22 protein-coding genes and 1 pseudogene are annotated in these 26,061 nt (G+C 66.5%); 9 read left to right on the forward strand and 14 right to left on the reverse strand.

Translation table 11 applies throughout. The features are described from left to right. The 3 genes from KO490_RS09155 to KO490_RS09165 are packed head-to-tail and all read left to right on the forward strand — an operon-like array spanning position 1 to position 3,086. Entirely contained in the window at positions 1-1,164 is a 1,164-nt protein-coding gene (locus KO490_RS09155; protein ID WP_216019108.1) for an NAD(P)-dependent oxidoreductase, read from the forward strand. 2 nt (positions 1,165-1,166) lie between these two features. Further along, positions 1,167-1,910: a class II aldolase and adducin N-terminal domain-containing protein gene (locus tag KO490_RS09160; RefSeq protein ID WP_216019109.1), complete on the forward strand. Its 744-nt coding sequence runs from the start codon at positions 1,167-1,169 to the stop codon at positions 1,908-1,910. Between the two features lie 24 nt (positions 1,911-1,934). Then, entirely contained in the window at positions 1,935-3,086 is a 1,152-nt protein-coding gene (locus tag KO490_RS09165; RefSeq protein WP_216019110.1) for a TauD/TfdA family dioxygenase, read from the forward strand. Positions 3,087-3,200: 114 nt separating this feature from the next. On the opposite strand, the gene KO490_RS09170 is transcribed toward KO490_RS09165, so the two are convergent. From KO490_RS09170 to KO490_RS09180, 3 genes are read right to left on the reverse strand one after another with little or no spacing between them, the layout of a single operon-like run. After that, positions 3,201-4,643, reverse strand: coding sequence for an aldehyde dehydrogenase family protein (locus tag KO490_RS09170; protein WP_216019111.1), 1,443 nt, complete (start codon positions 4,641-4,643; stop codon positions 3,201-3,203). A gap of 10 nt (positions 4,644-4,653) precedes the next feature. Continuing rightward, positions 4,654-5,862 carry a mandelate racemase/muconate lactonizing enzyme family protein gene (locus KO490_RS09175; RefSeq protein ID WP_216019112.1) on the reverse strand — a complete coding sequence of 403 codons (1,209 nt, stop codon included), beginning with the start codon at positions 5,860-5,862 and terminating at the stop codon, positions 4,654-4,656. Positions 5,863-5,890: 28 nt separating this feature from the next. Next, positions 5,891-7,471 carry a GMC family oxidoreductase gene (locus tag KO490_RS09180; protein WP_216019113.1) on the reverse strand — a complete coding sequence of 527 codons (1,581 nt, stop codon included), beginning with the start codon at positions 7,469-7,471 and terminating at the stop codon, positions 5,891-5,893. A 154-nt stretch (positions 7,472-7,625) separates the two neighbouring features. Between KO490_RS09180 and KO490_RS16660 the strand changes: the two are divergent. Continuing rightward, a pseudogene (locus tag KO490_RS16660) lies at positions 7,626-7,811 on the forward strand (LysR family transcriptional regulator); the annotation flags it as partial. A 48-nt stretch (positions 7,812-7,859) separates the two neighbouring features. Next, positions 7,860-8,498, forward strand: coding sequence for a LysR substrate-binding domain-containing protein (locus KO490_RS09185; protein WP_371822296.1), 639 nt, complete (start codon positions 7,860-7,862; stop codon positions 8,496-8,498). A 63-nt stretch (positions 8,499-8,561) separates the two neighbouring features. On the opposite strand, the gene putP is transcribed toward KO490_RS09185, so the two are convergent. The 9 genes from putP to KO490_RS09230 all read right to left on the reverse strand — a co-directional run bounded on the left by putP (position 8,562) and on the right by KO490_RS09230 (position 20,032). Beyond that, positions 8,562-10,019, reverse strand: coding sequence for a sodium/proline symporter PutP (putP, locus tag KO490_RS09190; protein WP_216019115.1), 1,458 nt, complete (start codon positions 10,017-10,019; stop codon positions 8,562-8,564). A gap of 141 nt (positions 10,020-10,160) precedes the next feature. After that, positions 10,161-12,437 carry a TRAP transporter permease gene (locus KO490_RS09195; RefSeq protein ID WP_216019116.1) on the reverse strand — a complete coding sequence of 759 codons (2,277 nt, stop codon included), beginning with the start codon at positions 12,435-12,437 and terminating at the stop codon, positions 10,161-10,163. 96 nt (positions 12,438-12,533) lie between these two features. Further along, on the reverse strand, positions 12,534-13,535 hold the full coding sequence (locus KO490_RS09200; RefSeq protein ID WP_216019117.1) for a TAXI family TRAP transporter solute-binding subunit: 1,002 nt from the start codon (positions 13,533-13,535) through the stop codon (positions 12,534-12,536). Positions 13,536-13,670: 135 nt separating this feature from the next. Beyond that, a complete protein-coding gene (locus KO490_RS09205) occupies positions 13,671-14,504 on the reverse strand; it encodes an inositol monophosphatase (protein WP_216019118.1) in 834 nt (277 codons plus the stop codon). 30 nt (positions 14,505-14,534) lie between these two features. Then, a complete protein-coding gene (locus KO490_RS09210; protein ID WP_216019119.1) occupies positions 14,535-15,998 on the reverse strand; it encodes an alkaline phosphatase D family protein in 1,464 nt (487 codons plus the stop codon). Between the two features lie 84 nt (positions 15,999-16,082). Then, entirely contained in the window at positions 16,083-16,724 is a 642-nt protein-coding gene (locus KO490_RS09215; RefSeq protein WP_216019120.1) for a DUF3047 domain-containing protein, read from the reverse strand. Positions 16,725-16,815: 91 nt separating this feature from the next. Next, complete coding sequence (locus KO490_RS09220) at positions 16,816-18,204, reverse strand: FAD-binding oxidoreductase (protein WP_216019121.1); 1,389 nt, start codon at positions 18,202-18,204, stop codon at positions 16,816-16,818. A 99-nt stretch (positions 18,205-18,303) separates the two neighbouring features. Beyond that, positions 18,304-19,245, reverse strand: a complete 942-nt coding sequence (locus KO490_RS09225) for a class I SAM-dependent methyltransferase (protein WP_216019122.1) — start codon at positions 19,243-19,245, stop codon at positions 18,304-18,306. A 94-nt stretch (positions 19,246-19,339) separates the two neighbouring features. Beyond that, positions 19,340-20,032: a FadR/GntR family transcriptional regulator gene (locus KO490_RS09230; RefSeq protein WP_216019123.1), complete on the reverse strand. Its 693-nt coding sequence runs from the start codon at positions 20,030-20,032 to the stop codon at positions 19,340-19,342. A 148-nt stretch (positions 20,033-20,180) separates the two neighbouring features. Between KO490_RS09230 and KO490_RS09235 the strand changes: the two genes are divergently transcribed. The 4 genes from KO490_RS09235 (at position 20,181) to KO490_RS09250 (ending at position 23,795) form a co-directional block, all read left to right on the forward strand. Further along, a complete protein-coding gene (locus tag KO490_RS09235) occupies positions 20,181-21,053 on the forward strand; it encodes a fumarylacetoacetate hydrolase family protein (RefSeq protein ID WP_216019124.1) in 873 nt (290 codons plus the stop codon). Between the two features lie 68 nt (positions 21,054-21,121). After that, entirely contained in the window at positions 21,122-22,141 is a 1,020-nt protein-coding gene (locus KO490_RS09240) for an ABC transporter substrate-binding protein (RefSeq protein ID WP_252727090.1), read from the forward strand. Further along, a complete protein-coding gene (locus KO490_RS09245) occupies positions 22,141-22,953 on the forward strand; it encodes an ABC transporter ATP-binding protein (protein WP_216019125.1) in 813 nt (270 codons plus the stop codon). Before KO490_RS09240 ends, KO490_RS09245 begins: the two co-directional genes overlap by 1 nt. Further along, positions 22,953-23,795 (forward strand): ABC transporter permease, encoded by an 843-nt coding sequence (locus tag KO490_RS09250; protein WP_216019126.1) that lies wholly within the window; start codon positions 22,953-22,955, stop codon positions 23,793-23,795. The genes KO490_RS09245 and KO490_RS09250 overlap by 1 nt, the downstream gene beginning before the upstream one ends. Positions 23,796-23,835: 40 nt before the next feature. Here the strand turns inward: KO490_RS09250 and KO490_RS09255 are convergent, their stop codons facing one another. Together KO490_RS09255 and KO490_RS09260 are read right to left on the reverse strand one after the other, a co-directional pair. Beyond that, positions 23,836-24,954 carry a Gfo/Idh/MocA family protein gene (locus KO490_RS09255; protein ID WP_216019127.1) on the reverse strand — a complete coding sequence of 373 codons (1,119 nt, stop codon included), beginning with the start codon at positions 24,952-24,954 and terminating at the stop codon, positions 23,836-23,838. Positions 24,955-24,985: 31 nt separating this feature from the next. Next, entirely contained in the window at positions 24,986-26,056 is a 1,071-nt protein-coding gene (locus tag KO490_RS09260; RefSeq protein WP_216019128.1) for an ABC transporter ATP-binding protein, read from the reverse strand. Between the last annotated feature and the right edge of the window lie 5 nt (positions 26,057-26,061).

Here is a 26,061-nt window from a genome sequence, read left to right on the forward strand (position 1 = left end):
ATGGCCGGCAGCACGGGCCGTTCCCATCCGGGGGCGGCCCTTTTTCATAGGCGCGATGCGGCAACGCCAGCAGCCCCTCTGGGTGAAAACGCATTGCTTCATCTGTGCGGCGAACTGCCTCACGCTGGACGGGACTGGAAATGTTCTCGCGGAAGGGCGCTGCATCACATGAAAATCGGCTTCATCGGATTGGGCAATGTCGGCGGCAAGCTGGCCGGCAGCCTGTTGCGCAACGGCTTCGACGTCACCGTCCACGATCTGGACCCCAGGCTGGTTGCGGCATTCGTGGCCAAGGGGGCGAAATCGACCACGGGGCCGGCCCGGCTTATGCGGGATTGCGATGCCGTGATCACCTGCCTTCCCTCGCCCGCCGCATCCACCGCGGTGGTCGAGGAGATGCTGCCCGAAATGGGCCCCTCGAAGATCTGGATGGAGATGTCCACGACCGATCAGGCCGAGGTTCAGCGCCTCGCGGCCCTGGTCAAGGAGCGGGGCGGTGCGGCGATGGAATGCCCGGTTTCGGGCGGTTGTCACCGCGCGGACACGGGCAACATCTCGATCTTCGCGGGCTGCGACCGCGAGACGTTCGAACGCATGCTGCCGACGCTGGCCACGCTCGGGCGCCGCGTGCTGCATACCGGGGATATCGGCACCGCATCTGTCCTCAAGGTGATGACCAACTATCTTGCGACGGCGAACCTGCTGACCTGCTGCGAGGCGCTGGTGACGATGAAGGCCGCGGGCATCGACCTGAACACCACCTACGAGGCCATGAAGATCTCGTCCGGGACGTCCTTCGTCCACGAGACCGAGAGCCAGGTGATCCTGAACGGATCGCGCGACATCTCGTTCACGATGGACCTGGTCAAGAAGGATATCGGCCTGTTCCAGAAGATCGCCGAACAGGCGGGCGTGCCCTTGGAGATCAGCCCCCTCATGGTCGAGATCTTCGACGACGGCATTTCCCGCTTCGGGGAACGCGAACTGTCGCCCAACATCATCCGCCGCCTGGAAGAGGCCACCGGCCTGTCGATCACCGCGCCGGGCTTTCCGCCCGAGCTGGTCGATGACGAGCCCGAGGAGCGCGGCTACGAGGTGATCCCGACGGGCCTGTCCGCCCCCGCCGGATTGAAGCCCGCATCCCCCGCCCTGGCCGAGGGCTGATCATGCGCGACGCCAATATCGACCACTGGACCGAACGCGCGGATCTTGCCGCCAGCTTCCGTTGGGCCGCACGGCTGAACATGCACGAGGCGGTGGCCAATCATTTCAGCCTTGCGGTCAACGATGAGGGCACGCGGTTCCTCATCAACCCGAACCAGGTGCATTTCTCGCGCGTCAAGGCGTCCGACCTGCTGGTGCTGGATGTGAATGATCCGTCCGTCATGGATGCGCCGAACGCGCCGGATCCGACCGCCTGGGGGCTGCATGCCGCGATCCATCGCGCCTGCCCGCATGCGCGCTGCGTCATGCACACGCATTCGATCTGGTCGACGGTGCTGGCCTGCCTGGCCGACAGCCGCATGCCGCCGATCGACCAGAACACGGCCACCTTCTTCAACCGCCACGCCATCGACAACGAATTCGGCGGCGTGGCCTTCGAGGAAGAGGGCGCACGCTGCGCGACCCTGCTGTCCGACCCGGCCACGAAGGTTCTGGTGATGGGCAATCACGGCGTTCTGGTCGTCGGCGACGGGGTGGCGGATGCCTGGAACCGGCTCTTCTATTTCGAACGCGCGGCCGAGACCTATATCCGCGCGCTGCAGACCGGTCGGCCCCTGCGCGTCATGTCCGACGAGATCGCCGAGAAGACCGCGCGGGAACTTCAGGACTATCCCGGCCAGGCCAGGGCGCATCTGACCCAGCTGCGCGCCATCCTGGACGACGAGAACGACAGCTATGCCGACTGAGACGAACTGCAAGGGATCATTCCTATGACCGAGACGAGCTTCGAATTGCATGACAAGGGCATGGTCGTCGGCCTGCCCGAAGGCCAGCGCTACTTCAACTACTACTGGCTGCGCGACGCCTGCCAGTCCTGCATCGACCCGCAGACGCGCGAACGCGTGTTCGATGCCTCCGAACTGGCGCAGCCGCCGCGCGCGACCTCGGCCATGGTCGAGGGCGAGGTGGTGGTGATCGGCTGGGCGGACGAGGCGCAGGCATCCCGCGTGCCGCTGGCGCTGCTGCGCGATGTCGCGGCCAACGGACGGGGCGCCGATCCGGCCGATCTGCCGCGGCGCCTGTGGTTCAACGACCATCTGCCGCGCATCGCCCGCGTGTCGCAGGATGACGTGACCGGCACCGAGGAAGGCCGCGCCCGCCTGGCCCGCGCCCTGATCGAGGACGGCATCGCCATCGTCACCGGCATGGAGAAATCCGAAGGATCGCTGCCCCGGCTGGTCAACGCCATCGGTCCGGTGACGCCGTCCGCCGAGGGCCTGTTCTTCAACGTGCGGGTCGAGATCGCGCCGACGAACCTGGCCTTCACCGCCGGCCCGCTGGAGATGCATACCGACCTTCCGGGCGAGGAGACCGCGCCGGGCGTCCAGTTCCTGCACTGCCTGGAAAATACGGTCGAGGGCGGCAATTCGCTGTTTCTCGACGGGGCGGCGGTCGCCGAGGCGCTGCGAGAGGAGGATCCCGAGGCGTTCGCGCTGCTGGCGGGACACGACATCCCGTTCTTCTACCGCCACGACGACTGGGATTACCGCGCCCATCAGCGCGTGATCGAGACGGATGTGGACGGGCGCGTCACCGGCGTCACCATCTCTCAGCATCTGCAGGACAACATGGACCTGCCGCAGGATCTGCTGGACGACTACTATCCGGCCTTCGTCAAGTTCATCCGCATGATGAAGGAGGATCGCTTCCTGCTGCGCTTCCGGTCCGAGGCGGGGAACTGCGTGGTCTTCGACAATCACCGCATCGTTCACGGTCGCGAAGGTTACGTCGCAGACAGCGGCAGTCGCCACCTGCGGGGCTGCTATACCGATCGCGGTGCGCTTCGGTCGACCTATCGCGTGCTGGCGAAGAAGGGTTTCGACGGCGAGGCCGAGATCCCCGCGCGCCAGGCCCAGGGCTGAAGGCCGCGCCCGGCCGCAGATTGCAAGGGCACGGCGGGGCGCCCCACCGTGCCTTTCGTCCTGCCCCGTCCGATTGCCCGGCCCCGCCCCCATGATCAGGGGCGGGGCCTTTTGTCAGAGCGCAAAGGGCGGCTGCGATTTCAGTTCGAGATAGTCCTCCAGCCCGAAGCGACCGCCCTCGCGACCGATGCCCGAATGCTTGAACCCACCGAAGGGCGATCCGTAATCGGCATCCCTGCCGTTGATATGGATGCCCCCCGCCCGCAGACGGCGCGCGACGCGGCGGGCGCGATCCTCGTTGCCGGTCTGCAGATAGGCCGCAAGCCCGTATTCGGTGTCGTTGGCCATGGCGATCGCCTCGTCCTCGGTATCGAAGGGGGTCATGACCAGAACGGGCCCGAAGATCTCCTGCCGCCAGATCGCCATGTCGGGGGTGACATCCGCGAAGATGGTCGGGCGGACGAACCAGCCGCCCTGCAGCTCGGGCGCCAGCGCGTCCGGGCGGCCAGGCCCCCCGACCAGCAGCGTCGCGCCCTCGTCGATGCCCTTGGCGATCATCGCCTGCACGCGGTCGTATTGCAGCCCGTCGAACAGCGGTCCGATATGGTCGCCCGGTGCCAGCGGATCGCCCACCTGCTGCGCGCGGGCCGCGTCGCGCGCGATCTGGACGGCACGGTCGTAGACGCCGCGTTCGACCAGCATCCGGGTCGGTGCGTCGCAGGACTGGCCGGTATTGTAGAAGCAGGTCTGCACGCCCTCGCGGATGCGGGTTTCCAGGTCGCAATCGGCAAAGACCAGGTTCGGGGACTTGCCGCCCAGTTCCAGCGTGACGCGCTTGATCGTGTCCGCCGCATCGCGCGACACCGCGCTGCCCGCCCGGGTCGATCCGGTAAAGGACATCATCGCCACATCCGGATGGCGCGACATGGCGGCGCCCACGGTCGGCCCGTCGCCATGAACCAGGTTGAAGACGCCCGCCGGGTATCCGGCCTCGTGGATGATCTCGGCATAGATCTGGGCGGACAGGGGCGTATGTTCCGACGGCTTCAGGACGCAGGTGGACCCGGTCGCAAGCGCCGGGACCACCTTCAGCGCGATCTGGTTGATCGGCCAGTTCCAGGGGGTGATCAGACCGCAGACGCCGATGGGTTCGCGGGTCAGCCTGTCGCCGTTGGGCAGCGTCTCCTCTTCCTCCAGCGCCTCGAGCGCTGCGATGAAGGCGTTCAGATGGCCCAGCCCGCTATCGGCCTGAACGTCGCGCGACATGGTGATCGGGGCGCCCATCTCGGTCGTGATCGCATGGGCCAGGTCGTCCATGCGGGCCGCGGTGATGCGGGCCATGCGGCGCAGCAGGTCCAGCCGTTCCGCCTTGGACGTCATCGAGAACGTCTCGAAGGCGCGGCTGGCGGCAGCGACGGCGCGATCGACATCGGCCGCATTGCCAAGCGTCAGCGTGCCCACCCGCGAATTGTCGCGGGGGGTCAGGATCGGCATGGTATCGGTGCCCGCAGGCACGACCCATTCGCCGCCGATATAGAACTTGTCGATATTGATCATGTCGGTCCTTTCAGGGCGTCACATGCGTCTCGGTCATGCCCAGATGCAGGTCGCTTCCCTGCCAGGGCATCGCGGCGATGGCCGCATCGTCCAGCTCCAGCCCAAGGCCGGGCGCGGTCGAGGGGATGATGTAGCCTTCGTCCCATTCGATCCCGCCCTTGACTCCGGACATGTAGGGGCCGTCGAAGGTCCCGATGCTTTCAAGGATCAGGAAGTTCGGCGAACAGGCCGCGATCTGGATGTTCGCGGCGGCCACGACTGGCCCGCAATAGAGATGGGGCGCGATCTGGGCCTGGCGTGTCTCGGCCATGCCCGCGATCTTCTTGGCCTCCAGCAACCCGCCGACGCGGCCCAGGTTCATCTGCAGGATCGAGGCCGCGCCCGCTTCCAGCACGCGCGCGAATTCGTATTTCGTGCACAGCCTTTCGCCCGCCGCGACGGGGATCGAGGTGAAGGCCGCGACCGCCGCCATGTCGGCGGGGCTTTCGGGGGGCATCGGTTCCTCGAACCACAGGGGATCGTAGGGTTCCAGCGCGCGGGCCATCCGCTTGGCCCCCGACACGGTGAACTGCCCATGCGTCCCGAACAGCAGGTCGGCCCGGTCCCCCACGGCGCGGCGGATCTCGCGGCAGAAGGCGACGCTGCGGGTGATGTCCTCGCGGCGGGGCTGGTGGCCGTCGAAGATGCTGTAGGGTCCGGCCGGGTCGAATTTCAGCGCATTGAATCCCTGATCGACCATCTTCGCGGCGACCTCGGCGGCCATGTCGGCATCGTTGTAGACATTGGGCGCATCCGGGTCGGGATAGACATCGCCATCCGCCGGATAGATGTAGCTGTAGCTGCGCAGCCGGTCATGGACCCGCCCGCCGAGAAGCGCATGGACCGGCTTGTCCGCGGCCTTGCCCAGGATATCCCAGCAGGCCATCTCGAGGCCGCTGAAGACGCCCATGACGCTGACATCGGGGCGATGGGTGAAGCCCGCACCGTAGACGCGGCGGAACAGCAGCTCGATATTGGCCGGATCGCTGCCCGCGAACTGGCGGTCGAACATGTCGCGGGCCATCGCGCAGCAGATGTCGGGGCCGAAGGTGGCGTTGTAGATCTCGCCCACGCCGGTGATGCCGCATTCGGTCGTCAACCGGACGAAGATGAAATACCGGCCCCCATGGCGCGGGGGCGGGTTTCCCATGACGAAGGTTTCAAGCGTCTCGAGGCGCATCGCGCTGCTCCTTGTGCGTTGTCGGTTCTCAGCGGGCGTCCTGCAGGATCATGTCGGCTGCGCGCATGGCAAGCATCATGACCGGTGCATTGGTGTTGCCCGAGGTTATGTTGGGAAAGGCCGAGGCGTCGACCACGCGCAGCCCGGCCACGCCGTGAACGCGCAGGCGCGGATCGGTCACGGAATTCGCGGCGTCGGTCCCCATGCGGCAGGTGCAGGTCGGGTGATAGACGGTGGCGGCCCGGTCGCGGAAATCCTGCAGCAGGTCGTCATCGTTCATGGCCGGGAAACGATCATCCTTCGGCGCCGTGGTGACCGAGGCCAGCGCCGGGCTGGCCGACAGCTGGCGCACCAGCCGGCTGGCGCGTATCGCGGCCTGACGATCGTATTCGGTCCCGAGCGAGTTCGCGTCGATCATGGGCGCATCGCGATGGTCCGCGGACCTGATCCGGACCGCGCCCCGGCTGGTCGGGCGACAGGGCTGGCCCGACAGGATGAAACCGCCCGCGCGGTCCATGACCACCGCCCCATCGGTCGTGATCTCGTAGGATGCCGGGTTGCAGAACAGCTGGATGTCGGGGCGTTCGACCTGCGGGGCCGACCTGACAAAGCCGCCAACCTGGTTCACGGGCACCGCAAGCGGGCCCTTGCGGGTCAGGACATAGCGGATGCCCGCCGCGATCCGCCCCCGCCTGCGACCCAGCCCGTGGTTCAGGGTCCTGCGATCGGTCGTGAACTGGTGGGTGATCGCAAGATGGTCCTGCAATCCTTGGCCCACCTTCGGCAGATCCATGCGCGGCGCGATGCCGTGGCGGCGCAGCAGATCGGCAGGCCCGATCCCCGACAGCTGAAGGATCTGCGGGCTGTTGATCGCACCTGCCGACAGGATGACCTCTTGGCGCGCATGGACGGTCCGGGTCGCGCCCTTGTGATCATAGGTCAGTCCGGTGGCGCGGCGGCCGTTGAATTCCAGCTGCGTGACATGGGCATGGGTCACCATGCGCAGGTTCCGGCGGCGGAGGGCAGGGCGCAGGAAGGCATCCGCCGCCGACCAGCGCCGCCCCCGCCAGACGGTGCTGCGGTAATATCCGATGCCATCAGCCGCATTCAGGTCGTCGCTTGGCGGATGGCCCGCCTGTCGCGCCGCATCGAGGAAGCGGCCCGAGAACGGGTGCATCTGGTCGGACAGATCGCCCACGCGAACGGGTCCGCCGCCGGGTTCCTCCATGATGCGATAGGTCTCGTGGACGGCATCCCAGTCCCAGCCCGTCGCGCCGGCGGCGGCCCAATCGTCGAAGTCGTGGCGCATCCCGCGCATATAGGCCATCGCGTTGATCGAACTGCACCCGCCCACGACCCGGCCGCGCGGCCAATAGGATGCACGGCCCGACAGCCCTTCGTCGGCCTCGGTATGGTATCCCCAGTTGAGCGCGGGATTGGCATAGTTCACCGCATATCCCACAGGCACCTTGACCCAGAAACGGGCATCGCTGCCGCCCGCCTCCAGCAGCAGGACGCTGTGCCTGCCGCTTCGCGTCAACCGGTCCGCCAGCACGCAGCCTGCCGATCCGGCACCGACGATGATGTAATCGTAGCTGTCACTGACCATGGCCGCTGCCTTGATGTTGCCTGCGCGTTGCACAGGAAGACAGCAGATGCATTTCAACGCAAACAATGCCTTTGACCGCAAAGACCTCATTTGTGTTTGGCCAGCCGCGGATCCATGATGGGCGAATTCCCCGAGGCGACGGATTGGCCATACGATGCGCAAGCTGCCCCATGTCACCTGGCTTCGATCGTTCGAGGCGGCGGCCCGTCATGCGTCCTTCAGTTCGGCCGCGGACGAACTGAACCTGACCCCCGCAGCGGTCAGCCAGCAGATCCGGTTGCTGGAACAGCATCTGGGCATCCTGCTGTTCCGTCGCCTTGCACGGGGGGTCGAGCTGACGGATCTGGGGCAGGCCTATGCATTGCCCGTCCGCAAGTCCTTTGCCGAGATGCAGGTCGCGACCGACGGGCTGTTCAGCGACCAGCGCAAGTCGGTGGTCCGCGTGCGGTCGTCGATATCATTCGCCGCGCTGGTGCTGGCACCGCGCCTGTCGGATTTCCGAAGCGCGCATCCGGGGATCGAGATCGAGCTGTCGACCACCGTCTGGGCCGACCGGATCGCGGGCGCCAGCATAGATCTGGACATCCGGTACGGCGAAGGGGATTGGGCGGAACAGAACATCCACCCGCTGACCACCGCGCCCGCGACCGTGGTCTGCCATCCCGACTATGCCGGGGCCATCGCCGATACCGATGCGCTGCACCTGGCCGAGATCGTGCAGATCGTCGGATCGGAAACGGATTGGGACAGGCTGTTCGAGGCGCAGGGGATCGGATCGGCCCGTCCGGCCCATTGGATGAAGGCGGATTCGTCTCTGATCGCGATGCAGATCCTGTCGGGCGGACGGGGTTGCGCGTTGATCAGCCGAAGCTTCGCGGCAGATGCGCTGGCACGCGGCACCCTGGTCGCGCCGCTGCCCGTCGAACTGCCCATGGCCCAGAGGTTCTTCGTGGTCGAACGCGACGATCTGGGCAGGCGCGAGGATGCGCGGATCTTCATCGACTGGATACGCGAACAGACATCGTGACCGGCTGCGGGAATCGAAACGGGGCGGGAAATACCCGCCCCGTTCGTCTGTTCGATCGTTCGGTCAGGCGCGGAATTCGTTCTGCTGGCGGCTTGCCAGGCTGACGATCACGATGGCCGCGAAGGCCGCCACGAAGCCCGGGATGATCTCGTAGATGCCCGGTCCGCCCATGAAGGACCGGTTCAGCCCGAGGCTGATCCAGGCGATCACCACGGCGGCCCCCGTCACGAGGCCCGCCACCGCGCCCGAACCGGTCATCCGCGACCAGGTCAGCGCAAGGATGATCAACGGACCGAAGGCCGCGCCGAAGCCCGCCCAGGCATTGGCGACCAGCCCCAGCACCTGGCTGTCGGGATCGCCCGCGATCAGGGCCGCCACGATGCCCACCGCCGCAACCGCAAGGCGGCCGATATTCACCACCTCGCGCTCGGACGCGTCCTTGCGCAGGAACAGGCGATAGAAATCCTCGGCCAGGGACGAGGACGAGACGAGCAGCTGACTGGAGACGGTGGACATGACCGCCGCCAGCAGTGCGGCGAACAGGAAGCCCGTGACCAGCGGGTGGAACAGCAGGTCCGACAGGACGATGAAGATCGTCTCGGCGTCATCGACGACAAGGTCGTTGCGGACGGCATATGCCCGTCCGAGGATGCCGACACCCACCGCACCCAGCAGCGAGATGCCCATCCAGGCCATGCCGATATTGCGCGCGGCCGCGACCTCGCGAACGGTGCGGATCGCCATGAAGCGGACGATGATATGCGGTTGCCCGAAATATCCGAGGCCCCAGGTCACCGCCGACAGGAAGCCCACGAAGGTCAGTCCGTTCGTCAGCGACAGATAGTTCGGATCGAAGGTGGAAACGGTCTCGGCGGCCTGGGCGAAGCCGTCGCCCTTACCCAGCCAGAGGATCATCGCGGGCATGATGATCAGCGCGATCATCATGATGCAGCCCTGCACGAAGTCGGTCAGGCTGACGGCCAGGAAACCGCCGACCATCGTGTAGGCCATGACCACCAGCAGCGTGACCCAGACCCCGGTCAGGTATCCGCCGTCGAAGGCGCTGGCGAACAGCTTGCCGCCCGCGACCAGGCCCGATGCCGTGTAGACGGCGAAGAAGACCACGATGATGATCGCCGAGACGATCCGCAATGCCTTGGCCTTGGTCGGAAAGCGGTTTGCCAGGAAGGACGGGATCGTCAGCGCGTTGTCGTATCGTTCCGTCTGTTCGCGCAGCCGCGGAGCGACGACGATCCAGTTGATCAGCGCGCCCACGAACAGGCCGATGCCGATCCAGGCCTCGACCAGGCCCGTGGCATAGAGCGCCCCGGGCAGGCCCAGCAGCAGCCATCCGCTCATGTCGGATGCACCTGCCGAAAGTGCCGCGACCGCGGGCGGCAGGTTTCGGCCGCCCAACAGGTATTCCTCGCTGCTGGATGTCGATTTGCGGTATGCATAGAAGCCGATGGCAAGCATCAGCAGGAAATAGGCAGCAAGGCTGACCCAGACGCCAGTCTCCATGACGCACCCCCCTTATGTATTGCGTTTGGACCGCCATGCGGGGCGGCCCTTGATCTGCACCTTATGTAACAGCTTCGTGTTCGATGCAAAGGGAGGGGCGGGAAGGAAGGCGGGCCCGAGGATCGGACCCGCCAGATGCGATCAGTCGGCGCCGCGCACGTCGAATGCCGCGTCGGGGTCGGGGCGGATGACCTTCTGGATCGCCCAGACGGCGATGCCGCCCCCGATGCCGATGAGGTCGGTCACGATCCCGCCCTCGATCATGAACAGCGCGACGACGCCCAGGACCAGGCGCAGCCACCAGACCATGCGTCCACCCATGAACCAGCCCTGGACCGCCGCCGACAGCAGGAAGACGCCGACAATGGCCGTGAAACCCGCGCGGATGATCTCGAGCCAGGTGCCGTCCATCAGAAGGGCCGCGTTGTAGAAGAACATGAACGGCACGACGAAGGCGGTGATCCCGATCTTGAAGGATGCAACCGAGGTTGCCATCGCATTCGCCCCCGAGATCCCCGCCGCGGCATAGCTGGCCAAGGCCACGGGCGGGGTGATCGCACTGACCACCGCGAAGTAGAAGACGAAGAAATGCGCGGTCAGCGGCGGGATGCCCAGATTGGTCAGGCCCGGTGCCACGACGCTGGCCGCCACCGCATAGGCCGCGGTCGTGGGCATGCCCATCCCCAGCAGGATGGCGATGAACATCGCGAAGAACAGGGCCAGCAGCTCGGACGCGCCGGCGATCCCCAGCAGCAGCGACGAGAAGCGCGCGCCCACGCCGGTCAGTGCGATGACGCCCACGATGATGCCCGCGCAGGCGCAGACGGTGATGATCTGGATGGACATGATGCCCGCCAGCTCGAACGCCTTGCCGATGGCGCGCAGGCCCATCCGATGCGGCGTCAGCCATGACACGACGGCCGCCGACAGCGTGGCAAGGGTGCCCGCCCGGATCACCGAATAGCCCATGAACAGCGCCGCGATCAGGATCACGATGGGCAGGAACAGGTAGACCTGCCGGACCATGTTGCGGAACTTGGGAAGCTGATCCTCGGTCATGCCGCGCATGCCCAGTTTCGCGGCCTCGAAATCGACCATGAAGTAGATCGAGACGAAGTAGAGGATCGCGGGGATCACCGCGGCCAGCGCGATGTCGGTATAGGGAATGCCGGTGATCTCGGCCATGATGAAGGCGCCCGCACCCATGATCGGGGGCATGATCTGCCCGCCGGTGGATGCCGCGGCCTCGACTGCGCCGGCGGTGGTGGGACGATAGCCCACCTTCTTCATCAGCGGAATCGTCAGCGACCCCGTCGCCACGACATTGCCCGCGGACGTGCCGTTGATCATCCCCATGAGCCCCGAAGCGAAGATTGCGACCTTGGCGGGACCGCCGCGCGAACGCCCCGCGGCTGCGAAGGCGAAGTTCACGAAGTAATCCCCCACCTTCGATGCCGACAGGAAGGCCGCGAAGATGATGAACAGGATGATGTAGGTCGAACTGACGGCCGTCGTCGGCCCCAGGATCCCCGCATCGGTATAGACTTGGCTGAAGAAGCGTTCCCAGCTGATCGCGGGCGAATTGAGGAAGCCCGGCATGTATTGCCCGGTGAAGACATAGGCCAGGAACACGCCCGAGATGATGACGAGCGCAAGGCCCGCGACGCGGCGCGTCAGCTCCAGCACCAGCGCGACGCCCGCCAGCGCCGCCATCGAGATGCCGATGGGCGCGAAGGGCGTGCCGGTCGAATTGCGCATCAAGGTCCCGTAGATCGTGATCAGATAGACCGCGACCGCGACCGCGCAGATGCCAAGGACCACGTCGGGCAGCGCAAAGCCGTCCCGCCTGCGGCCGTGGAACCAGCTGAGGACGATCCCGCCGCCCGATGCGACCAGCAGGGGCAGGCCGTACCACCAGATCTCGCGGAAGCGGATGCCGGGGTCCATCCCGTTCCACATCGTGCCGCCCGCGATATCCGTGGCAAAACCGATCGCTGTCCCGAGCGAGATCAGCGCCAGCACGCCGAACGCCATTGCGGGCCAGTTCAGCCAGCGCGTCTCGGCGTCGTCCTCGTCGGGGAAGCTGCGTCCGGCGAACAGGACGAAGCCCAGGAACAGCGCGCCCGCGACGTGGATGATGCGGAAGTTCCAGGTCTCCATCGGGAAGGTCGGCAGGAAGGGTAGGTTCAGCCCCGTCCAGTCGCGGATCGAGACGCCGTTCAGCGCCGCCATGTGGAATGCCGCATAGAGCCCGGCGAACCAGGCCACGGCCATCAGGCGCCAGCCCGCGAAGTCGCGGCGATTGGCCTCGACCGGTTCCTCGTCCACCCCTTCCGCGATCACGCCGCCGCCTTCGGCCAGGGTGCTGGCCTCCAGCTCGGGGTGGGTCGCGTGCTTTTCTTCATCTTGTCGCGGCATCGATACTTCCCTGTGGCACGTGGCCTTTTGTTGATAGCGGAACGGGCCGCCGGCTGTCGCCGCGGCCCGCTTCGTTCGCAGTCCCGTCGCGCGGGCCTATTCGGCGGAATGGACCATGTCGTCGGGGATCTCGGCGCCCGCATTCTCGCGGAACCAGCGCGCCGCGCCCGGATGCCATTTCATCACCTTGTTCTTGTCCCAATGCTCGGGCAGCGTTTCCTTGGCCGAACCGTGGATGTTCACCATGCGCGCGTTGTCCGACATCACGATGTCGGTCGCGGCATAGATGAAGTCCTCGGGCAGTTCGCAATTGGCGATCGCGAAGTTCCACATCGCCACCGACTGCATGTCGCGGTCCAGCGTCGAATAGGTCGAGGCCGGGATCATGTATTCCGCAACCGGGAATTCCTCGATGATCTGGGCCTCTTCCTCGTCGGTGAAGTCGATGAAGTTCACATCGGCCTGCACCTCGATCTGGCTGATGGCCGGGGTCGGGATGCCGACGGCAAAGGCCACTGCGTCCAGAAGCCCGTCCTGCAGCTGTCCGCCCAAGTCGTCCCAGCCGCCGTTGCGACGTTCGAAGTTCACGCCCAGGGCTTCCAGCATTGCCGGGAAATAGGTGTCCGAGGTAGAACCTGCCGGACCGAAGCCGATCCGCGCGCCTTCCGGGATCGATTCGACCGAGGTGATCCCCGACGAGGACAGCGCCGCCATCGAGAAGGGCGTCTGGTACATCGGGAACATCGCGCAGGCATTGGTCATCTGCAGGCCGGGCGCGATCGGGTTCGTGCCTTCCAGCGATTCACGCGCGGGGCCCATCGTGGTCATGCCGAAGGCCGCATCGCCCGTATGGACCAGCGCCATGTTCTGCATCGGCCCGCCGGTCACCTCGCCGCCGCCGGAAATGCCCAGCTGGTCGCCCACGAGGTTCGCCCAGCCCGAGCCGTAGACGAAATAGGTGCCGCCCTGCGATGCGGTGCCGACGGTGAAGCTGTCGGGCCAACCGCTGCGGTCCAGATCGGCGTATTTGTCGTCCTGCGCGAAGGCTGCCGTCGCGCCGAATGCGATCACGGCGGCGATTGCTGTGGTGTTTCTCATCGTCATCCTCCCCACGGGCATGCGTTCCTGTGCTGCCCCTGTCGGCAAGAAAACGCTAACACGGCGCGGAATTCCACAATTTTCTGTGAAAAAGCGGTGATATGGGGCGCGTAACGCTGCGGAACTTCCGCTGCGTCACGGAAGGCGTTGGGTCGGGTCGCCGAATGCGGGTGCGGGCTGGTCGGGATGCACGGTCGCGGTGATGGGTGTCTCCATCGCGGCAGGGGTCCAGCGTTCGCCCCGACCGTTCGTCACGCGGCCGCCGATCTCCTCGATCACCAGCGCGCCCGCCGCATGGTCCCAGGGCTTCGTCAGGGGCGAGACCATGAATTCCGCGTGACCCCGCGCCATCTGCCGGTATTCGTGGCAGGAACAGGCAAGCGTGTTCACCCGGGCGAATGGCGGGAACGCCGCAGCGACGCCGGCACGACGGGCCTGGGGATAGAGCGCGAGCGAGACGAAACCGCGCGATCGTTCGATGGCGCGCGCACCACCCTGCGCCAGCCGGACCGGGTCGCCATCGGGCCTGCAATACCACGCGCCACCCCCGCGCCGCGCCATCACCCAATCGTCCAGAACCGGATCATGCAGCAGGCCGAAGACCGTCTCGCCCCGCTGGACGATGGCAAGGATCACGCCGAAGGTCGCAAGGCCGGCGGCGAAATTCGCGGTCCCGTCCACGGGGTCGATGATCGCGGCCAGCGGCGCCTGCCCCAGCCCTTCGAGAATGGCAGGATCCGCCGAGGCCGCTTCCTCGCCCACGATCATCGCACCCGGCAGAAGCGCCCGGATGGCCCGGGCGATCTGCGCCTCGGCGGCCGTGTCGGCCTCGGTCACGAGGTCCTCGGGGCCGGTCTTGGTCGCGATGGCGGTGGGCGGCAGGTTGCGGAAGCGTGGCATGATCTGATCGCGTGCTGCATCGCGGACGATGCGGATCAGGGCGTCTTCGGTCGCGGGCGAAAGGGGCATCGGATCACCTGTCCTTGGGTGCATCCGGTCTTAGCGCGGGCCGGGATCGGACGGAATGCCCCCGATCGACAAGGGCGGGGTGGTGCCGCTTTCCTCCAGGTGCCAGCGGGCTGACCAGCGGTCGCCCTGTCGGTCCAATGTCAGGAAGTTCCGCTCTGCCGCATAGCGGTGGCGCTGGCCGGGCAGGGGCTTGATGCGGATCGGATGGTCGGGCAGGGGGTCCTCGCCCAGCCAGGACAGCATCCCGAGGAATCGCGCCCATCCCTTGGGCGGCGCGCGATGCGATATGCCCGATGCCACAAGCTGATGCAGTTCGCGACCGCCGCCCAGGCCCATGACGGCACGGGTGGCCAGATGGATCTCGCCCGAAAGGGCGGTGACGTGGTGATCGCCGGCCCTGCACATGTCGCGGACCACGCGCAGGATGCGGCGCCATTCCGTGCGATGGGCGCGGCTCTGCCACTGATCGCGCAGGTCATCCTCGTATTTCTGCATGCTGGGGATGGCCATCATCACGGTTTCCAGCAACGACATGCGCGGCCCCAGCAGGGGCACGCTGGACATCAGCATGGTGTGGCCGGTCGCAGGCTTTGCTGCCTCGGTCTCGATCATGGCCCAGCCGCCGGGGCCCATGATGCGGTGCCGGTCGCGTTCGCCGCGCAGGTCCGGGGCCAGGATGCGCAGCCCGCCGGCGGTCACCGACCACCCCAGATGGGCGCCCGTGGGGTCGGCGAAACGCGCGGGCAGGTCGCCCGCCACGCAACCCTGCTGGAACAGCAGAAACGCCTCGGTCGCGGTTTCGAACAGCACCTGCCCGACCTCGGATCGGGTGCGGGTTTCGCGCAACGATCCCCAGCCATCGCAAATGTCGTGATCGTCCCACTGCATCAGCGATGGCACCCGGGCCGACAGCCATGCCAGTTCCGGCGCGGCATAGAGCGCGGCATAGCGCGCGAAGAAGCGCTGGCGCAGATGATGCCGCAGATCGGCAAGCTGCGCCGCATCCGGGGCCTCGGGAACGCTGTCGGGCCAGTCCTCGCTCAGCGGGTGACCATGCGTCACCTCGTCGGCATAGACCTGATCGCCGCCATGCAGCAGCAGGGCGAAGGGGGCGCTGTGGTGTTCGTCGCGCAGGCGGGACCACATGGCGTTCCGCTCGGACCCCTCGCGGTCCATGTCGCCGACCTCCTCGCCGTTGCACGAGACATAGGCCAGTCGCAGATCCCCCGTCAGATCGCCCGCGACCGCAAATTCGAACCCGCCCCAGCCATAGGTCGAGCTTCGGTCCGACGGCAGGGCGAAGCGCGCGCGCCAGATTGCGGCCTCGTCGTAATCGGCGATGCGGATCGGCGCGACCGGCCCCGAAGGCAGGTCGATCGGACCGGGTTCCTCGTCCAGGGGCGCGATGAACAGCGCAGAGAGATGCATCCGGCCATCCGACAGGTCGTCGAGCAGCAGGATCGGGCCGAGGGTCTGGGTGATCGGATGGGACATGCCGATCAGTTAAGTGCCGCACGGGGCCGCTGCAATTCGCAAAACCGCGTTTCGCGGGGAATTGAGGCGCGGCCCCGGACCGTCTCAGCGCAGTGTCAGGTTGCCGATGGCCGCACGGATGACGCTGTCGGTATCGTCGCTGTCGCCCGAAACGGCCAGCCCGATCAGCGCGCCCTTGCTGCCGCCGAAGGCGCGGGCGTAATCGGCGGGCAGATCGACGGATTCCCCGTGCGAACCGGTCCCGGCCTGCCGCAGCGGGATCGTGACGCCCTGTCCCTGCGGGCCATAGGGCGAGGGCAGGACCTGACCGCGCGCATGCTGCCCGCCCCAGGCGTATTGGATGATGCGGACCTGATCGTTGCCCAGCAGGCTGCGGATGTTCGCGCCCTTCAGCCCCGGCGCCGCAGCCTGCGGGACGAACACGAAATAAAGCGACAGGTTGCGGTCGTCGCCCCCCTTGCGCGACAGGTCGGTGGCCGGCACCGACTGCTCGACCGTCCAGTTCCACGACGCGCCGCCGGCGTTCCAGTCGGCCTCGGGGACGCGGGTCCACGCGATCGAGACCGAGCCGTCCGAAACCATCGAGAGATTCGCCCCGAAGCGATAGTCGTTGGTGCTGAACAGCGACAGGCGCTGTTCCTGCCAGCCGTTCGCGAAGCTGACGGGCCCGGCCATGGCCGCCTGCCCGAGGGTGAGAAGGATCGCTGTCGGAATGGCAAGACGCATCGGGTAATCTCCTTGAACTTTGACCGGTCGCCCGTCCATTCGCAGCGGATGCGCGAAACGCACGGGCGATCACGTCGTTGTGATCATCCGCTCAGATCTCGACGATCTTTCCGGGGTTCATGATGTTCAGCGGGTCGATGCTGCGCTTGATCTGGGCCATCAGGTCAAACCCTTCGCCATGTTCGGCGCGCATATAGGCGATCTTGCCCGAACCCACGCCATGTTCCCCCGTTACCGTGCCGCCCAGTTCCAACGAGACCATGTTGACCTGGCCCGCAAGCGCCTTGGCGCGGGACAACTGGTCCGGGTCGTCCTGATCGATCAGGATCGACAGGTGGAAATTGCCGTCGCCCACATGCCCGACCAGCGGCGCCGTCAGGCCGGAGGCCGCGATCAGTTCCTTGGTCCGGGCGATGCATTCCGCCAGGGCCGAGATCGGGACGCAGCAATCGGTCAGCACGGCCGCGCAGCCCGGCGCCAGCGCCTTGGCGGCGTAATAGGCGTTGTGACGCGCCTCCCACAGGCGGGTGCGATCCTCGGTCCTCGTGGCGGTGCGAAATCGGGATGCGCCGAATTCCCCGGCGATCGCCTCGAAGCTTTCGACCTGTTCGGCGACGCCCGCCTCGGTGCCGTGGAATTCGAGGAACAGGTGCGGCTTCTCGGGCAGTTCCAGATCGGGGTTGTAGATGTTCATCCCCCGCATCTGCATTTCGTCCAGCAGCTCGATCCGGGCCATGGGCAGGCCGGACTGGATGGCCAGGATCACGGTGTCCACGGCCGCCTCGACGCTGTCGAAGGCGCAGGTGGCGGCCATGATCCGTTCGGGCGTCCCGAACAGGCGCACCGTCAGTTCGGTGATCACCCCGAGCGTCCCCTCGGACCCCACGAACAGCCGCGTCAGGTCGTACCCGGCCGAGGATTTGCGCGCCCGGCTGCCGGTCCGCACGACGCGCCCGTCGGGCAGGACCACCGTCAGCGCCATCACGTTTTCCCGCATGGTGCCATAGCGCACGGCATTCGTCCCCGAGGCCCGCGTCGCGGCCATCCCCCCAAGGGTGGCATCCGCGCCGGGATCCACCGTGAACATCAGCCCCGTCGCGCGCAGTTCGGCATTCAGCTGCGTCCGCGTGACGCCCGGCTGGACCACCGCATCCAGATCGCGTTCGTTGATGGCGATGATCGCGTTCATCTGGCTCAGGTCGATGCTGACGCCGCCCTGCAGCGGAACGACATGACCCTCGAGCGACGATCCGATGCCGAAGGGCACCACCGGGCAGCGATGCCTGGAACAAATGCGCATGATCTCGGAGACTTCCTCGGTCGAGCGCGGGAAGACCACCGCATCGGGCAGATGCGGCACCGCATAGGCCTGATCGCGCCCATGCAGATCGCGGATCGAATCCCCCGTGCTGAAACGATCGCCCAGGGCTGCGCGAAGTTCGTCCAATGCGTCCTGATGGTCTGCGGTTCCGGTGGTCATGGTGCTTTTCTCCTTGGTCGCCTGTCGCGGCTGGTTCACGCGACGTGCGCGACAGGTAGAGATCGCTTGGCCACCGGATGCAAGCCCGGTCTGGGCCTGTCAGACCACGGGACCGAGCTGGCGGGCGTCCCGCCGCAGATCGCCCTGCCGATCCGGAACGCGGCGGGTGGCATGGACCACCAGCCCATGGATCGGGCGCCCGCGATCCTGTCGCAGGATGGCGGGGGTCAGCCGGGCCTCGAAGCCCGCCCGGTCCAGCAGATCGGCCAGGTGGGGGGCGGCATGGGCAAAGCGGCGGCTGGGGCGCAGGACATAGGCCTCGGGGCCGTCATGGGCCTCGACCGTGAAGGCGAAACGCCCGCCCGGACGCAGCGCCGATGCGACCCAGCCCACGATCTGTTCCAGCGCCCCCAGATAGGCGAAGACATCCGCGGCGGTGATCAGATCCCAGGCATCGCATTGCGGATCCAGCGCGGACAGATCGGCCTTGCGCAGATCGTCATAGATGTCCTTCGCGGCCGCTTCCCGCAGCATCTCGGCCGAGATGTCCCAGCCTTCCAGCCATTGGCAACCGCGCAGATGGATGCCCATCAACCCGGTGCCGCAGCCAAGGTCCAGAACCCGCCCGAGCGGTCCGGACAACCCCTGCGCCAGCAGTTCGGGCGCGCGGTAATCCAGCCTGTCCACCAGCGATTCCTCGAAGCCCGCCGCATATTGATCGAACAGCGTTTCCACGAAGGCCGACGGCATGCTGTCGGCCAGCGACCGTCCCCGCAGCAGGTCGAGGCACAGCGCCGCGCCCAGCCGGTCCTCGGGGTCCAGCCGCAGCGCGGTCTCGAACGCCTCGCGGGCGGCGGGCAGATCGGCCTTCATGCGGATCTCGCCCAGGCGGAACCAGCCCGCGACCCAGTCGGGCCGCAGGTCCAGCGCCTGAAGATAGATTTCGGAGGCTGCCACGGGGTCGCCCGGCAGCAGGGCTTCGGCATATTCGGCACGGCGATCGGCGATGAGATCGCCCGACGACAACGAAAGGAACGACATGATGGGCTTTTCGGGAAAAGAGGCGGTCGTGACGTGACCGCCGATGCCGTTTATGCCGTTCCGGGGCGGCGTCAAGACGTGACGCACGGGCGCGTCAGCGGGCAGCACCCGGCGGCAGGTTCGCCCCGACCGAGGCGAGGTGATCGCGCATCAGGCGGACCGCCGTATCCGGGCGGCGACCCTCGATCGCGCCGATGATCGCATCATGCTGGGGGAAAGCGAAATGGTCCTGCGGAGGGCGGGTGGACCGGCGCTCGACATTCCACAGGACCGCGCGCTTGACGGTGTTGATCTCGTTGAACAGGTGCATCAGCAGCTTGTTGTGGGCCGCCTGCGCGATGGCGTTGTGCAGGTTCGTGTCGGCAGCCTCGTACATGCGCCAATCGGCGGCCCGTCTTGCCCGTTCGGCCCAGTGGCGCAGCCTGTCGTGATCCTGCACCGTGGAATGCAGGGCGGCCAGTCGCGCGATCTCGGGTTCGATCGCCATGCGCGCTTCCAGCAGCTGCACCGGGCGGGCAAGGTCGCGCAGATAGGCCAGATCGCCCAGGTTGTGGACCGGACGCGCCCCGAGGAAAGTGCCCCGCCCGACATGCCGCCAGATGAGGCCGTCCCCCTCCAGCACCTGGAGCGCCTTGCGCAGTTCTGCCCGCGTGACGCCGAATTCGGCGACAAGCGCACGTTCGGGGGGCAGGCGGTCGCTGTGGGAAAAGCCCGCTTCGGCCAGGAACTCCCGCAGCCTGCGAACCAGATCGGCGGTTTGCCCTGATGCTTCGCCCAATCCCGGCATTGGTCATATCCCCTAAATTCCTGCCGAAATGCGCAGTCCCCGCGTCATTCAGCCATTTCCTTGCGACCAATGCAATGATTGGTTTCAACACGACGGCCCCATGCGTGGCTAGGCTGTTCCCCAAGGACAGTTTGTTTGGGAGGACAGAATGCGACTGGCGACACTCAGGATCGGGCCGAAGACCGAAGGGGCCGTGATCGACGAGGATGGCAACGCCCATCTGATCGGCATGTCGGTCATCGATGCGGTCGCGGGCGGGCTGGCGAAGATCGGCGATATCTCGACCCTGCGCATGGTGCCCAGGGGCAGCTACAGCCTGGCGGCCCCGATCCCCGCACCGCCGAAGAACATCTTCTGCGTCGGGCGCAACTACATGGAACATATCGCCGAAGGCGACCGTGCGCAGAAACGCGACGTGGGCGTGACCGAGGTGCCGGTCTTCTTCACCAAGCCCCCGACCGCGATCACCGAGCCCGACGGGGCGATCCCGATCTTTCCGCATGTCTCGACCAATATCGACTACGAGGTCGAGCTGGCGGTGATCATCGGCAAGACCGGGCGCGACATTCCCGCGGAACGCGCGATGGAGCATGTCTTCGGATACACGATCCTGAACGACATTAGCGCGCGCGATGTCCAGCGTCTGCATGGTGGCCAGTATTTCAAGGGCAAGGGGCTGGACGGCTCGGCCCCGATGGGCCCCTGGATCGTCACCGCCGACCAGATCCCCGACCCCCATGCCCTGCAGATCCGCTGTTCGGTCAACGGAGAGGTCCGGCAGGACGGGAACACCCGCGACATGGTCTTCGACATCCCCACGCTCATCGCCTCGCTCTCGGCGGGGATGACGCTGGAACCGGGCGACATCATCGCCACGGGCACGCCCTCGGGGGTCGGCTATGCGATGGAGCCGCCGCGATATCTGCGTGACGGCGACAGCGTCACCTGCGAGATCGAGGGCATCGGACGTCTTGCCAACACCATGCGCGACGAGGGCCGCGCAAGGCTGAACGTCGCCTGACAGGCACCGCCCCGACGCGCGGAGGAGGCGCGGACGGGCGGTCATCATCAACGAATGGGAGGAAGAACATGTTTGCCAGAAAGATGCTCGGCACCGCCGCCGCCATCGGGATGATCGCGGCTTCGGCCTCGGTCGCGATGGCCCAGGACCTGCAGCAGATCACCTTTGCGCAACCAAGCGCGTCGGCCATCAACTCGTTTCCCGTCTTCATCGCCATGGGCGAGGGTTATTTCGAGGATGAGGGTCTGGACGTCCAGGTCGAGACGGTGAACGGATCGGGCGCGGTCCTTCAGGCGCTGGCGGCGGGTCAGGCCGAATTCGGGCGCCCCGGCCCCGGGCCGCTGCTGACGGCACGGTCCCGCGGGGTCGATGCGGTCTTCGTCTACAACACCGCCGCACGCGCGAATTTCGGCCTGATGGTGCAGGAGGACAGCACGTTCCAGACGCCCGAGGATCTGTCGGGTCAGGTGATCGGCACCGGCACCGCCGATGGCGCCGAAGTGGGCTTTGCCCGCAATGTCATGAGCGGGTCCGGCCTCGAGGCGGGCGAGGATTACACGCTGATGACCGTGGGCGACGGCGGTCCCGCGACGGCGGCCTTTTTGCGCAACGAGATCTCGGCCTATTCGGCATCGGTCGCGGATGCCGCCGTGCTGGTCCAGCGCGGCGTGGCCCTGCGCGACGTGACCCCTGACGAATTCGCCCGCTTCTTCGGCAACGGCATCGTTACCATGAACGAGACGATCCAGTCCGATCCCGAACTGGTCGAGAAGTTCCTGCGCGGCGTCCATCGCGGGATGATCTTCGCCATGGACGAGGCCAACCGCGAGGCCAGCCTCGACCATTTCGCCGCTGGTTTCCCGCAAGAGATCGAGGATCGCGACTTCGCCTCGGCGCTGTTCACCGCCGTCCGGTCGAAATCCGTGCCGGTCGATCCGGAATCCAGCATGGGCTATATCCCGCCCGCCGTCTGGGCCGAATGGCAGGACAGCCTGATCGCCAATGGCGACCTGTCCGCACCGCTGGACGATCTGGATGCCGCCTTCACCAACGAATTCGTGGACAAGATCAGCGCGGAGTTCGAGTGATGGCGGCGCTGGCAAGGAAGGTTGAACCCATCCGCGGATCGTCCGACGCCGAGACGGTCTACGAGCTGACGGGCGTCGGCAAGACCTATGCCCGCAACCGCGTCCGCGCGCTGGAGGGGATATCGCTGTCGCTGCAGCGGGGCAGCTTCTCGTCGGTGATCGGGTCTTCGGGCTGCGGGAAATCGACGCTGCTCAAGATCATGTCGGGGCTGACCCCGCCATCGGCAGGACGGGTGACGATCAACGGCCAGCCCGTGATGGGTCCGCGCCGCGACATCGGGATGATGTTCCAGCACGCGACCCTGTTCCCCTGGCGGACCACGCTGGAGAACGTGCTGCTGCCCATCGAGATCCGCGACGGCAAGGCCGCGGCCCGCAAGGCGCGGGACCGGGGTGCCGACCTGCTGAAGCTGGTGGGACTCGAAGGGTTCGAGAACGTCTATCCCAACGAATTGTCGGGCGGCATGGCGCAGCGCGCGGCGATCTGCCGGATGCTGGTCACAGAACCCGACATGATCCTGCTGGACGAGCCTTTCTCGGCGCTTGACGAAATCTCGCGCGATTTCATGAACATGGAACTGCAGCGGATCTGCACGGAAACCAATGCCACGGCGTTCCTCGTGACCCATTCCATCGCCGAGGCCGTGATCCTGTCGGACCATGTCTATGTCATGGCGCCACGTCCGGGCCGCATCGCCGAGGTGATCGAGATCGACCTGCCCCGGCCCCGCACGCTGGACATGATCACCACGCCGCGCTTCGGCGCGCTGGTCGAACGCATCCGCACCCGTCTTGACCAGGGGGATTTCTGATGACCGAGACACATGCCCATCAGCCCGCCGACACGATCTGGCAGGAAAAGGTCAGCCTGCTGGACCAGATCCCGCGTGCTGTGCAGCTGGCCTTCGTGGCGATGGTCTTCATCGGCTTCTGGCAGCTGCTGACCATGTCGGACCTCGTGCCGCCGATCATCCTGCCGACGCCGCTGGAGACCCTGAACGACATGATCTTCGTCGGGCGCAACATCCTGACGGGGGATTACATGGCGGTCTCGCTCTGGACCACGGTGCGGACGGTCCTTTACGGCTATGCGCTGGCGATCGCCATCGGGCTGACCCTTGGGATCGTCGTGGGCGAGACCTCTTTCGGGGAACGTGCGATCATGCCCTATCTGGTGGCGATCGACACGATGCCCAAGGTGGCCTTCGCGCCCTTGTTCGTGGCCTGGCTGGGCTTCGACATCGACAGCAAGGTGGCGCTTGCGGCCTTCATCGCGACCTTCCCGATCGTGGTGGGCACCGCCGCGGGGCTGCATGCACCCGATGCGAATGCGCGGATGCTGTTCAAGACGATGGGGGCCACGCGGTGGCAGACGCTGGTGAAGATGAAGATCCCGACGGGCCTGCCTCAGATCTTCACGGGCCTGAAGATCGGATCGGTCGGCGTCATGGCCGGCGCCATCACCGGAGAGTTCCTGGGCGGCGGCAACGGCTTTGGTGAGCTGATCCGCGTCGCGGCATCCCAGTTGAACACGCCGCGGGTCTTCTCGCTGATCCTCTATCTCAGCTTCATCGGGCTGGCGCTGTTCGCGGCGACGGCCTGGGCGCAGCGCGTGCTGATCTTCTGGCACAAGGAACGCGCGATGGGGGAATAGGCGATATGCCCGGCGGGTCGATGACCCGCCGGGCGGGCGTTCAGTCGAGGTTGGTCCAGTTCCCTTCGGCGCGGATCAGCTCGATGATCTGCTGATACTGGGCCCCTTCGCGGAAGGTGGGGTAATCCTCGTGAGGCTCGCCCCGGATGTCGCGGGTGAATTCGCGGGCCAGATAGTGCCAGCACTGCTCGGTCTCGCCCTTGGTGTCGGGGATGCGGGCGGCGATGTCCTCCGGCAGTGGCAGTGCGTGCCACTTGCCCGATTTGTCGAACAGATGCAGCTGACCGCTGCCGTAATGCCCCTCGACATAGATCGCGCCCTCGCGCCCGTAGAAGACGATGTGATCCTCGTGGAAACGCGGCACCAGCCCGCCATGCCTGAACAGGACCGAGACGGGCTTCGACGCAAGCGCGCTTTCGATCCGGGCCATGACGGTATAGGACCATTCGACATTGCTTTCGCCCCATTCCAGCGTCGGATCGTTCAGATCCTTGGGCATGAAGTCGCGCCGGGTGGCGAAATTGTGGACGCCCTTCACGATGGGCGCGCGTTCCAGATCGTCGCGGACCTCGCCCATGACCGACAGGATGCGGTCGCCCAGCACCGACGCCACGATGGACAGGGTATGGGTGAAGTTGTTGTTCAGCCGTCCCCCGCCATCTTCGCGGCGGTGCGACCAGCCGAAGGGGATCCCGCGTTCCAGGTTGAAATGCGAGATGCATTCCACCTCGGTCGGCTCACCGATGGCACCTTGGGCCACCAGCTGCTTGGCATGCAGCACGCCGGGGGCATAGCGGAAGCTGGCGGCATAGGCGGTCTTGACGCCGGCCTTCTGCGCCAGGCGGTGCAGTTCGGCCGCCGTGTCGGCCGTCGCGGTCATGGGCTTGTCGCAGAAGACATGCGCGCCATGCGCGATGGCTTGCTTGATCGGGTCGTAATGCGCCCCGCCCGGTGTCGCGATGGACACGATGTCGGGGTCGCAGATGCGCAGCGCCTCGGGCCAGTCGGTTCCGGCATGGGGGATGCCCAGCTTCTGCGCGATCTCGTCGACGACATGGGGGGTGCGCCCGACGATCCCCGCGATCTCGGCGCCGGCGGCGCGGAATGCCTGTGCGTGACCTTCGGCGGCAAAGCCCGTTCCTGCGATGAGTACCTTCAATTCCGTTTCCCTTGCATTGTTGTCGTGGATGTCAGGCCCGCATTCCGCTGGCCTTGTCGAAGACGTGGATCCGGTCGGGGTCGATCCCGACCTCGATCGCACTGCCCGCCTGCAGATCCAGCCCGCCTTCCAGGACGGCCATCATCGAGATCCCGTCCATGTCGAAGGTGACATGCGTCTGCGCGCCGGTCGGTTCGACCAGCGTGATCCGACCCGGCAGCGATGCGCCGCCCGGTCCCAGTGCCAGGTGTTCGGGCCGCAGCCCCAGCACGACGGCCTGGCCCGCCTGCAGGCGGTGATCCGGCCCCAGTCGCAGCACCTGGCCATTGGCCAGCTGCGCCATCGGCCCGGTATCGGACGGGACCACCGTCGCATCGATCATGTTCATCGAGGGCGTGCCGATGAAACCCGCAACGAACAGGTTGCGGGGCCGGTCGTAGAGCTCGATCGGGCGGCCCACCTGTTCGATGTTCCCGCCGCTGAGGATCACGACGCGGTCGGCCAGGGTCATCGCCTCGATCTGGTCATGGGTGACATAGATCGAGGTCGTCCTGACCCGCTGGTGCAGCGTCTTGATCTCGGACCGCATCTGGACACGCAGTTTCGCGTCCAAGTTCGACAGCGGCTCGTCGAACAGGAAGGCCGCGGGGTCGCGCACGATGGCGCGGCCCATGGCGACGCGCTGACGCTGCCCGCCCGACAGCTGGCCGGGCTTGCGGTCCAGCAGCTTGTCCAGTTCCAGAAGGCGCGCGACCTCGGCCACCTTGGCGTCGATCTCTTTCCGGCGCAGCCCCGACAGCTTGAGGTTGAAGCCCATGTTCCGCGCCACCGTCATATGCGGATAGAGCGCGTAGTTCTGGAACACCATCGCGATGTTGCGTTCCCGCGGGTTCATGTGGTTCACGACGCGCCCGTCGATGCGGATCTCTCCGTCGGTGGCGGGTTCCAGCCCCGAGATGATCCGCAGCAGGGTCGATTTCCCGCATCCCGACGGGCCGACCAGTGCCACGAATTCGCCGTCCTCGATATTCAGATCGACGCCGTGGATGACCTCGACCGCGCCGAAGGCCTTTCTCAGGCCGGTGATCTCAACTGAAGCCATCTTCC

This window comes from Paracoccus sp. C2R09 (assembly GCF_018860625.1).
Lineage (GTDB): Bacteria > Pseudomonadota > Alphaproteobacteria > Rhodobacterales > Rhodobacteraceae > Paracoccus.

Coding starts and splice junctions, on each gene's coding strand:
- KO490_RS09155 (WP_216019108.1), top strand. CDS start 1: ATGGCCGGCAGCACGGGCCGTTCCCATCCGGGGGCGGCCCTTTTTCAT.
- KO490_RS09160 (WP_216019109.1), top strand. CDS start 1,167: ATGCGCGACGCCAATATCGACCACTGGACCGAACGCGCGGATCTTGCC.
- KO490_RS09165 (WP_216019110.1), top strand. CDS start 1,935: ATGACCGAGACGAGCTTCGAATTGCATGACAAGGGCATGGTCGTCGGC.
- KO490_RS09170 (WP_216019111.1), bottom strand. CDS start 4,643: ATGATCAATATCGACAAGTTCTATATCGGCGGCGAATGGGTCGTGCCT.
- KO490_RS09175 (WP_216019112.1), bottom strand. CDS start 5,862: ATGCGCCTCGAGACGCTTGAAACCTTCGTCATGGGAAACCCGCCCCCG.
- KO490_RS09180 (WP_216019113.1), bottom strand. CDS start 7,471: ATGGTCAGTGACAGCTACGATTACATCATCGTCGGTGCCGGATCGGCA.
- KO490_RS09185 (WP_371822296.1), top strand. CDS start 7,860: ATGCAGGTCGCGACCGACGGGCTGTTCAGCGACCAGCGCAAGTCGGTG.
- putP (WP_216019115.1), bottom strand. CDS start 10,019: ATGGAGACTGGCGTCTGGGTCAGCCTTGCTGCCTATTTCCTGCTGATG.
- KO490_RS09195 (WP_216019116.1), bottom strand. CDS start 12,437: ATGCCGCGACAAGATGAAGAAAAGCACGCGACCCACCCCGAGCTGGAG.
- KO490_RS09200 (WP_216019117.1), bottom strand. CDS start 13,535: ATGAGAAACACCACAGCAATCGCCGCCGTGATCGCATTCGGCGCGACG.
- KO490_RS09205 (WP_216019118.1), bottom strand. CDS start 14,504: ATGCCCCTTTCGCCCGCGACCGAAGACGCCCTGATCCGCATCGTCCGC.
- KO490_RS09210 (WP_216019119.1), bottom strand. CDS start 15,998: ATGTCCCATCCGATCACCCAGACCCTCGGCCCGATCCTGCTGCTCGAC.
- KO490_RS09215 (WP_216019120.1), bottom strand. CDS start 16,724: ATGCGTCTTGCCATTCCGACAGCGATCCTTCTCACCCTCGGGCAGGCG.
- KO490_RS09220 (WP_216019121.1), bottom strand. CDS start 18,204: ATGACCACCGGAACCGCAGACCATCAGGACGCATTGGACGAACTTCGC.
- KO490_RS09225 (WP_216019122.1), bottom strand. CDS start 19,245: ATGTCGTTCCTTTCGTTGTCGTCGGGCGATCTCATCGCCGATCGCCGT.
- KO490_RS09230 (WP_216019123.1), bottom strand. CDS start 20,032: ATGCCGGGATTGGGCGAAGCATCAGGGCAAACCGCCGATCTGGTTCGC.
- KO490_RS09235 (WP_216019124.1), top strand. CDS start 20,181: ATGCGACTGGCGACACTCAGGATCGGGCCGAAGACCGAAGGGGCCGTG.
- KO490_RS09240 (WP_252727090.1), top strand. CDS start 21,122: ATGTTTGCCAGAAAGATGCTCGGCACCGCCGCCGCCATCGGGATGATC.
- KO490_RS09245 (WP_216019125.1), top strand. CDS start 22,141: ATGGCGGCGCTGGCAAGGAAGGTTGAACCCATCCGCGGATCGTCCGAC.
- KO490_RS09250 (WP_216019126.1), top strand. CDS start 22,953: ATGACCGAGACACATGCCCATCAGCCCGCCGACACGATCTGGCAGGAA.
- KO490_RS09260 (WP_216019128.1), bottom strand. CDS start 26,056: ATGGCTTCAGTTGAGATCACCGGCCTGAGAAAGGCCTTCGGCGCGGTC.